The organism is Petrotoga halophila DSM 16923 (assembly GCF_002924615.1).
This window is the reverse complement of the sequence record NZ_JALY01000096.1, coordinates 1-8,997: the sequence shown is the minus strand read 5'-3', so window position 1 is coordinate 8,997 and position 8,997 is coordinate 1. Positions and strand designations below refer to the sequence as shown.

At 32.8% G+C, this 8,997-nt stretch carries 10 protein-coding genes and 4 tRNA genes; 10 read left to right on the top strand and 4 right to left on the bottom strand.

Annotation, left to right across the window (positions count from 1 at the left end):
- The first annotated feature begins 82 nt into the window (after positions 1–82).
- Genes AA81_RS04220 through AA81_RS04180 form a run of 9 tightly spaced genes read left to right on the top strand, consistent with a single transcriptional unit; the run spans position 83 to position 7,868 of the window.
- Complete coding sequence (locus AA81_RS04220; protein WP_103078519.1) at positions 83–1,240, top strand: glycosyltransferase family 4 protein; 1,158 nt, start codon at positions 83–85, stop codon at positions 1,238–1,240.
- Entirely contained in the window at positions 1,237–1,656 is a 420-nt protein-coding gene (locus tag AA81_RS04215) for a Mini-ribonuclease 3 (RefSeq protein WP_103077748.1), read from the top strand. The genes AA81_RS04220 and AA81_RS04215 overlap by 4 nt, the downstream gene beginning before the upstream one ends.
- Positions 1,629–2,351: a 23S rRNA (guanosine(2251)-2'-O)-methyltransferase RlmB gene (gene rlmB / locus AA81_RS04210; protein WP_103898302.1), complete on the top strand. Its 723-nt coding sequence runs from the start codon at positions 1,629–1,631 to the stop codon at positions 2,349–2,351. Before AA81_RS04215 ends, rlmB begins: the two co-directional genes overlap by 28 nt.
- Positions 2,352–2,385: 34 nt before the next feature.
- Positions 2,386–2,868 carry an OmpH/Skp family outer membrane protein gene (locus tag AA81_RS04205; protein WP_103078517.1) on the top strand — a complete coding sequence of 161 codons (483 nt, stop codon included), beginning with the start codon at positions 2,386–2,388 and terminating at the stop codon, positions 2,866–2,868.
- A gap of 11 nt (positions 2,869–2,879) precedes the next feature.
- On the top strand, positions 2,880–3,590 hold the full coding sequence (gene lptB / locus AA81_RS04200) for an LPS export ABC transporter ATP-binding protein (protein ID WP_103898301.1): 711 nt from the start codon (positions 2,880–2,882) through the stop codon (positions 3,588–3,590).
- A gap of 5 nt (positions 3,591–3,595) precedes the next feature.
- Positions 3,596–4,123, top strand: a complete 528-nt coding sequence (locus AA81_RS04195; protein WP_103078515.1) for a TIGR00725 family protein — start codon at positions 3,596–3,598, stop codon at positions 4,121–4,123.
- Entirely contained in the window at positions 4,120–5,523 is a 1,404-nt protein-coding gene (gene gltX / locus AA81_RS04190) for a glutamate--tRNA ligase (RefSeq protein WP_103898300.1), read from the top strand. Before AA81_RS04195 ends, gltX begins: the two co-directional genes overlap by 4 nt.
- Before the next feature lie 7 nt (positions 5,524–5,530).
- Positions 5,531–6,730 (top strand): bifunctional phosphopantothenoylcysteine decarboxylase/phosphopantothenate--cysteine ligase CoaBC, encoded by a 1,200-nt coding sequence (gene coaBC, locus AA81_RS04185; protein ID WP_103898299.1) that lies wholly within the window; start codon positions 5,531–5,533, stop codon positions 6,728–6,730.
- Positions 6,663–7,868, top strand: a complete 1,206-nt coding sequence (locus tag AA81_RS04180; protein WP_103898298.1) for a L,D-transpeptidase family protein — start codon at positions 6,663–6,665, stop codon at positions 7,866–7,868. Before coaBC ends, AA81_RS04180 begins: the two co-directional genes overlap by 68 nt.
- A 17-nt stretch (positions 7,869–7,885) precedes the next feature.
- On the opposite strand, the gene AA81_RS04175 is transcribed toward AA81_RS04180, so the two are convergent.
- The 4 genes from AA81_RS04175 to AA81_RS04160 form a co-directional block, all read right to left on the bottom strand.
- A tRNA-His gene (locus AA81_RS04175) sits at positions 7,886–7,960 on the bottom strand.
- 8 nt (positions 7,961–7,968) lie between these two features.
- Positions 7,969–8,044, bottom strand: a tRNA-Arg gene (locus AA81_RS04170).
- Positions 8,045–8,120: transfer RNA gene (locus AA81_RS04165), tRNA-Gly, on the bottom strand.
- A gap of 13 nt (positions 8,121–8,133) precedes the next feature.
- Positions 8,134–8,209, bottom strand: a tRNA-Pro gene (locus tag AA81_RS04160).
- A 238-nt stretch (positions 8,210–8,447) separates the two neighbouring features.
- Here AA81_RS04160 and AA81_RS04155 point away from each other — a divergent pair.
- Positions 8,448–8,997: DUF4912 domain-containing protein (locus AA81_RS04155; RefSeq protein ID WP_146050339.1), on the top strand; the 550-nt coding region annotated here is incomplete at its 3' end.

Below are 8,997 nucleotides of genomic sequence, written 5' to 3'. Positions count from 1 at the left end.
TTTAGTTTAGTAAGTGCATCAAAAAATAGCGAATTTTTGTTATAATAAATACATATAGGAATTTTATAAGGGGGAAATGCAATTGAATATAGGAATGTTTTCCGATACTTATTTACCGCAAAAAAATGGAGTTGCTACCGCTATAAAACTCTATAAGGATGAAATGGAAAAAAGGGGACACAATGTATATCTATTTGTTCCAAAATATAAATTTGATTATAAAAGGAACGATGATAAAATCTTTGAATTTCCAGCTGTTAAGTTCCTCTTTGAGAAAGAGCAGAGGATTGCACTACCGTTTTCTCCAGAAATTTTTAAAATCAAAGAGTTAAACTTGGATATAATACATTCTCACGATCCTTTTTCTATGGGAATACTTGCAAGGGTTGTTTCACGTATGTTAAAACTAAAACATGTAGCGACACACCATACCATGTATGATTATTATTTGCACTACCTACCATCGATAGTTAGACCGCAACCAGAATTTGTTCAAAAAATCATAAAAAATTGGTGTTTAAAAACGGATAAAATAATCGCTCCTACAGACAATATAAAAGAGACGCTTGTTGAATATGGTGTACCTTCCGAACATATAGTAACTATCCCAACTGGGATAGACTTAGCTTCTTTTGATAAGCCTATTAACTGGGATTTGAAAAAAGAATATCCACAAATAAAAGAAGATGACAGAATTCTTCTATTTGTAGGTAGGTTGGGGAAGGAAAAGAACATAAGTTTTCTTTTGAAGGTGTTTAAAAAAGTACTATTGGAAGAAATAAAAGTAAAATTCGTTATTGTTGGTGGAGGGTCGGAAAAAGAAGAGCTGGAAAAGTTAGCTATGGAGCTAAATATAGCTGATAATGTTATTTTTACAGGTTCACAACCAAGAGAAAAGGTAATAGATGCCTACAAACAAGCTTATTTATTTGTTTTTGCTTCTTACACTGAAACACAGGGATTAGTTATTCTTGAATCTATGGCTGCTGGTACTCCGGTAGTCGCTTTGGGTAAATTAGGTGTTTATGATATACTTTCTCAAGAAGATGCGGGTGGAATTATGATCAAAAATTTAAATGAAGTTGATTTTTCTAATGAAATACTCAAACTATTAAAAGAGTCATCAACATACGAAGAATTAAAAGAAAAAGCTAAAATCTTTGTGAAAAACAATTATTCTATCGAAAAGTGTGTAGATATGATTTTGGAACTATATAAAAGGGAGATATTGACTGTATGAAAGGATTCGATGAAATTATAAATCTCCAACTTGCGGATCTGCGTGAAATACCTATTGAGAACTTTTCCTATATTGGAGATGCTGTTATAGGTTTGATTTACAAGGTGAAATTGCTAAAGGATGGCAGGATAAAAACAAAAGATCTTTATGAAAAAACAAAAGATTTTTTAAGTGCAAAAGCTCATTCAAAGTTTGTTGATATTGTGTTAGATCATTTAACTCCAATAGAAATGCAGTATTACAAACGGGCGGAAAATTCGAACGGTGCGAAGAAAAGAGGCAACGACAATGATTATAGGAAATCTACAGGATTTGAAGCAGTCATTGGATACCTTTTTTTGACTAAAAGTTACTCAAGAATCGAGGAATTATTGGGAGTGATCGATAATTGTATATATACGGAAAAAACATATTGAAAGAGATTATTGAGACTCATTATCCTGTAAAGCATATTTTTTTCAGTAGTTCCAAAACGGAAAAAGGGTCTTTAAAAGAAATCGTCGAAGATGTTGCAAATTTAGGATATTCTTACAGTTTTTCCCCCAATGAAGTTTTGGAAAAGATGGCTTTAACAAGCAAGCATCAGGGAATCGTCATTGATATCGGGAACGATTTTAAATATGAAAATTTGGATATTATAGAAGGAAAAGAAAAACTATTTTTAGTAATCTTGGATCAAATACAAGATCCGCATAATTTTGGAGCTATTGTAAGGACTTCGGTGGCTGCAAGGGTTGACGCCATTATAATACCAAAAGATAATGATGTTGAAGTCACACCTGTTGTTATAAAAGTTTCTTCTGGTCAAATATTTAAGATACCAATAATTAAAGTAACCAATCTTTCCAATACAATAGAGACATTAAAGAAGGAAAATGTTTGGGTTTATGGAGCAGATATAGGAGGCAAACCTTATTATGAAATCGATTGGCAAGGAAATATATGCTTGGTTTTTGGAAATGAAGGAAATGGCATTCGAAAAAACGTTAAAAACCATTGTGATGAATTAGTAAGCATACCGATGTTTAACAACGTTGAGTCTTTAAATGTATCGGTTAGTGCAGGAATTATACTTTTTGAAGCGAAGAAACAAAGAACTTTTAATAAGTAATTATAAATTTCAAAATTTTATGGAGGTGCATGTTGTGAGTAATACAACAAGAAAAGTTCTTTCTATGATGGTATTTACCATTATGTTTGTGGTTATATCTTTTTCTCAAACGGATTCAAATCTCAAAATTGGCTATGTAAATTTTGCAAAGGCAGTAGAAAGTTATTATGAATGGAAAGATTTGGAATCCATGTACCAAATCGATTTAAAATATTATCAAGGAAAAATCAACGAAATGGAACAACAGTTCAATGAGTTACAAAGTTCGGGGGCAACTGAGGAAGTACTGCAACAAAATCTTCAACAATTGCAAACTCGTGTAAATCAATATCAACAAGCATTACAAGAAGAGTATCAGCAGAAGATGGCAAACATCGTTTCAAAAGTAACAGTAAAGATATCTCAGTATGCGAAAGAAAATGGTTACGATTTGATTTTAAATGAAAACGGAGTAGTTTATTACAATCCAGAATTAGATTTAACCGATAAAATTATTCAGTATTTGAATGAGAATTAAAATTAAATAGTATGGAAAAGGTTATTGTCTCTTGTAGAAACATTAGTAAAACATATGGGAAAAAGATTGTGTTAGATAATATTCAATTTCAATCAAAATCCGGTTTAATTACAGGATTACTTGGTCCCAATGGTGCAGGAAAAACAACGCTGTTCAAGATAATTTTGGGGTTAGTTGTTCCCAACTCAGGAGATGTTTTCCTTGATGGCCAAAATATAACCCATCTTCCGATACACAAAAGAGCGTTGAATGGATTGGCCTATCTGCCTCAAGAACCGTCTGTTTTCAGGAACTTATCCGTTAAAGATAATCTTAAAATGATCTCTGACCTTCTTAAGATTCAAGATGCAGATCAAAAAATTAAGATTATAGTGGGAGAGTTTGGATTAGATAATTTAATGCACCAAAAGTCTTATTCTTTATCAGGTGGAGAAAAGAGAAAATTAGAATTTGCTAGAACCTTGATAACAAATCCCAAAGTAATTCTTTTGGATGAACCTTTTGTTGGAATAGATCCCATAACTGTTAAAGATATACAGCAGATAATTAGGAAACTTGCAAAAAGTGGGATTTCGATAATTGTTACAGATCACAGTGTTGATGAAATTGCTCAGGTAGTTGATGAACTTTATGTTTTACACAGGGGTAAAGTTATAGCTAACGGTGTTCCAAAAGAGGTTTTGGATGATCCAAGAGTCAAAGAAAATTATTTGGGTTGGTGATCGGTTTGAACGTTGGGGTTATTGGATATTCCGGGAATATATTTAAAGAACCAATTAAATCGTTAACTTCACTGTGTTATGATGTCGGTAGAATTATAGCAAAGAATAATTGGGTTTTAGTGAACGGTGGACGAGATGGAATAATGCAATTAGTTTCAAAGGCGGTAAAAAATAGTGGGGGGCATGTTATTGGTTTTTTACCCTGGGAACAGGAAGGGAACGGTTATCTGGACATTCCTGTAAAAACAGGGCTTGATCTAAATATGCGTTCTTTTGTTTTGTTAAAAAATGTTGACGTGGTCGTAAGTATGGGAGGAGAAATTGGCACAGCTATCGAAATTTTGGGGGCCTATTCTTACAAAAAACCGATATTGCTAATGAAAAACTCAGGCGGATGGACAGATCGAATAACTGAAGTTTTGATAGAAGGTAAGTTTCTTGATAACAGAAAATTAGTAGAGGTAAAACAAGTATCATCGATAGATGAACTGGAAAGAGTTTTGAACGGTATTGAAGAGGTGAAAAACAAATGATCAGAGTAAGATTTGCTCCTAGTCCTACGGGTCATCTACACGTTGGAGGGTTGAGAACAGCCTTGTTTAATTGGTACTTTGCTAAGAAAAATAATGGGAAGTTTATACTAAGAATTGAAGATACCGATATGGAACGCTCCAAAAAAGAGTACGAAGATGCCATTTTTGAAGAAATGAAATGGGTAGGTTTGGATTACGACGAGGGGGTTGATAAACCTGGTGAATATGGGCCATATAGGCAAAGTGAAAGACTAGACATATACAAAGGTTATATAGATCAACTCCTAAATGAAGAAAAAGCTTATTTTTCAGTTACTAAAAGCGATGAAATAATTTTTGAAGGTAATAATCTTCCAGACAAATATAAAAAAAACAATGAGTATTCTGTGGTTGTAAAGTTTAAAGTTGATAAAGATCAAAAAATATCGTTTTTGGACGAAATTAGAGGAACTATACAATTCGATATGTCTCATATAAATGATTTTGTTATTCTAAGATCAAACGGAATTCCGGTTTACAATTTCACGGTTGTGATAGATGATTATCTGATGAAAATAAGCCATGTTATAAGGGGTGAAGACCACATCTCTAATACACCCAAACAAATTTTGATATATAATGCTTTATCTTTTGAACTTCCAAAATTTGCCCATTTGCCTTTGATTTTAGGTGAAGACAAGTCTCCTTTGTCTAAAAGACACGGGGAGGTTTCGATTACTTATTTTAGAAAAGAAGGATATCTTCCTAAAGCTATATTGAATTACTTGAGTTTGTTAGGGTGGAATGCTAACGAACAGATATTTGATTACATAAAAAAATACCAGGAATTTGATCTAAAAAAGGTATCAAAAAATCCTTCCATTTTTGATTACACTAAACTTCTATGGACAAATGAAGTGCATTTGAGAAATGATTCAATTGAAGAAGTACACAAAAGTTTTAATGAATGGGCTAAATATACAAACGTCAAAATAGACAATGAAGATTCTTTTGTAAAAAAAATCATAGAAGTTTCCAGAGCTAAAGTTCAAACATTAAAACAACTTTATGAATTTTCCAAAAATTTTTTTGTTAAAGAATTCGAATACGAAGAAGAATTTATCGAAAAATACATGAAAAAACCTTGGTTTAAAGAAGTTATCGAGATAACGATAAGAAAACTCTCAGAAATTGATGAGTACGACCTTGCAAATGTAGAAAATACTTTAAAAGAAATAGCGGATCTAAATATCACTGGTAGAAAAAATGTTTTTCAGACAATAAGAGGCTCTCTTTTAGGGAGGTTAGTAACTCCTGGTTTGTACGAATCTATAATTATTTTAGGAAAAAATGAAAGCATTAAAAGATTAAAAAGAGCTTTGGAATTCTCAAATACTTTGGATATTAATCCAAGAAGGTGAATTCTCCGTGTATCCTTACTTAAAAGGGAAAAATATTTTACTCGGTGTAACGAGTGGAATCGCCATTTATAAAGCGGTTGATCTGATTTCTAAGATGAGACAGATTGAATGTAATCCAAAAGTTATCATGACAAAAAATGCCCAAAGATGGATATCCGACCAGATTTTTTCTGCTGTAGGTAACTGTGAGGTTTACTATGAAACTTTCGATGTTAAAACCGGTTGGATTCCCCATACAGAGCTTTCAAGGTGGGCAGAACTGTTTATCGTTGCTCCTGCGACCGCAAATATAATAGCCAAAATATCACATGGTATTGCCGATGATCTACTTTCTTGTACCGCTTTAGCTTATTCCAAAACTTCTAAAATAATTGTTCCTACAATGAACGTTAGGATGTATGAAAATCCTATTAATAAAAAGAATTTAGAAGTATTGAAACAAAATGGTTGGTCTATAATAGAGCCTGAAGAAGGACACTTAGCAGACGGAGAAATTGGTAAAGGAAGGTATCCAGATAATAGTGAGATATTAGAATACAGTGAATACCTACTTTCCAAAAAGGATTTCATGAATAAGAAAGTTTTAGTAACAGCTGGTCCTACGGTTGAAAGAATTGATCCTGTAAGGTTTTTGTCAAACAGGTCCAGTGGAAGAATGGGTTACGAATTAGCAAGAGAATTTGCAAACAGAGGAGCTGACGTTACTTTAATATCTGGACCTACCGACTTAAAACCACCATCTATTGTAAAAAAAATCATAAGAATAGAAAGTGCAAAAGAATTAAGAGAAAAGGTATTAGAGCATTTTGAAGATAGTGATATAATAGTTATGACAGCTGCAGTAAGTGATTTAAGAATAAAAAATTATTCGGGACAAAAGTTAAAAAAAGATACAATAGTTAATCTAGAAATTGAGAAAAACCCCGATATAATAAAAGAATTAGGAAGAATAAAGAGAGAAGGTCAAATACTTGTTGGATTCGCTGCAGAAACAGAGAACTTAAAAGAGAATGCTATAAAGAAATTAAAAGAAAAAAATATGGATATTATAATTTTAAACGACGTTTCAAGAAAAGATATAGGGTTCGAAAAGGAGGAAAATGAGGTAACCATTTTTACTAGTAAGGAGGAACTTCGATTTGAGAAAAATCACAAAAGGATTATCGCTGGTAATATTTGTGACTTTATTTTCAGTAATTTTTTCTGAAAATTATTTTCAATTGTATCCCGTTGAATATGATCAAACTCAAAATATTGTGAAAATTAATTTAGAAAGTTATACAAATACTACGCAAAAACCAAATGTATACATATATGACGGGGGAGATAGAAAAAAATTAACCTTGTATGAAAAAGAAAACATCTATTTCTTCTACGTTAATTTGAACGCTTTTAAAGGTAATTATTATTCATTTTTAATAACCTCGATGGATAAAGAAGGAAAATATGTTTCACAGTTTTTTGCAAATTTTTTAGAAAAAGCCTTATTCGCTCCAAATATAGAAGTTGAAATAACTACCTCTGTTGTGGAAAATGGGTATCAATATTATTTGGATTATTATCCAGAAGAAGATTTGGAATTGGTGAAAGTACAGGTGGGGGATACGGTTTTTGAAGATCCAGATGAGTTCTTAAGGTTGTTGAGTAACTTTGAAGATGGGTTTTATGAATCTGTTTTTACTTTTAGGAATAGATATGGAATACATTTTGAGCAAAAAATCACCTTTTTGAAATTGGCAAAAGTTGTTGCTACCGAGAATGTACTAAAACCAAAACAAAAATATGAAGTATACGGTTACCATATCGTACAAAAAGGTGAGAGTATATATAAAATTGCTGAGAAATACAAGGTTCTTCCTGGAGATTTAGTTAATATGAACGATCTAAAGGATCCTTCTTTAATTTATCCAGGACAAGCTTTAAAGATAGGAAAGGTTAAATACGAAGAAAGTCCTTTACGCTTAGAAATAAACCTTTCGAAAAATAAGATGTACTTATATTTTCATGATCAGTTGTTAAAAACTTATATCGTTGCTGTTGGTATGAGTGATTACACGCCGCCCGGTTACTATCGAATTTCATACAAAGAGAAAGACCCAGCATTGTATTGGTACGATGAATATATACCTCCGGGTTCTCTAATGAATGGAATGGGAACAAGATGGCTACAGCTCTCAAACCCTCAATATGGGATTCATGGTACAACTAAACCATGGGAAATAGGCAAAAGAATCTCGCATGGATGTATTAGGATGTTCAACTTTGATGTTGAAGTTATTGACTTTTTGGCGTCTTTAGGAACGGAGGTTTATGTATATAACGGGGAGAGTGAAAAAGAATCTTAAATTATGACGTTTTTGAATGGGGTGGCTGGTGGGATTTGAACCCACGACATCCTGAGTCACAGTCAGGCGTTCTTCCACTGAACTACAGCCACCAAGAGTTTGGTGCGCCTGGGGGGACTCGAACCCTCAACCCTTGGATTAGAAATCCAATGCTCTATCCTTTGAGCTACAGGCGCTGGAGCGGCCGACGGGGGTCGAACCCGCAACCCTTGGCTTGGAAGGCCAATACTCTACCAATTGAGCTACGGCCGCATTAAATCATTAATGGTCGGAGCGACTGGGCTTGAACCAGCGACCTCCGGTGCCCAAGACCGGCGCGCTCCCAACTGCGCTACGCTCCGCTGCCTTACTTTTCAAAATATATAATATCACAAGGAATCTATTTTGTCAATATTTAGTTTTTTTTTATTTCTCCTAAAAATCCATTCTCAACTATTCAATTTTTTTATGATAAAATTATATCAAACGGTTAAACATTAAAATTACATTTATTAAACACTTTAAAAATAAAAAACATGAATCTAAAAAGGGAATAGGGTGTTCTTAAAGGTTGCAGCAATTTAAGGTTGGAGGTGCTTTATGAAAGTAAAGGAATTGGATAAAAAATTGTTAGATACTTTTAGGGCAGATGAACCTACAATACAGGAATTGAGAAATATCGCAAAGAATTTAGGTGTTAAATTAAAACGAAATATGAATAAAAAAGAGATTTTAAAAGCAGTTAGAAAAGAGATTAAAAGGTTAGAAGACTCTTTAAATCAACAAGTTGAAGAAGTTTCAGATTATAAAAAATTACCAAAAAATCCACAAAAGCCCCCAAAATCAAATGAATCAAAAGAACTTCCTCAAAAGTATGGAAAAGATAAATTCAAATTGATGCCCGTAAATCCGCACTGGGTATATGTTTACTGGAACTTTTCTGAAAAAAGCCGAAAAAAACTAAAAAAATTATCAAAAAATTCTAATATTGCTATAAGGATCATAAAAAAATCAAAAGAGGATCAAGAAGCAGAAAAAAAAGTTATTGAAACAGATTTAAAATTAGACCAAAACGGCAATACTTATTTCCACCTCCCAAAAGATAATTCTACTTATATTGCTTTCCTTGGAGTAGAAGATAAAAAGGGTG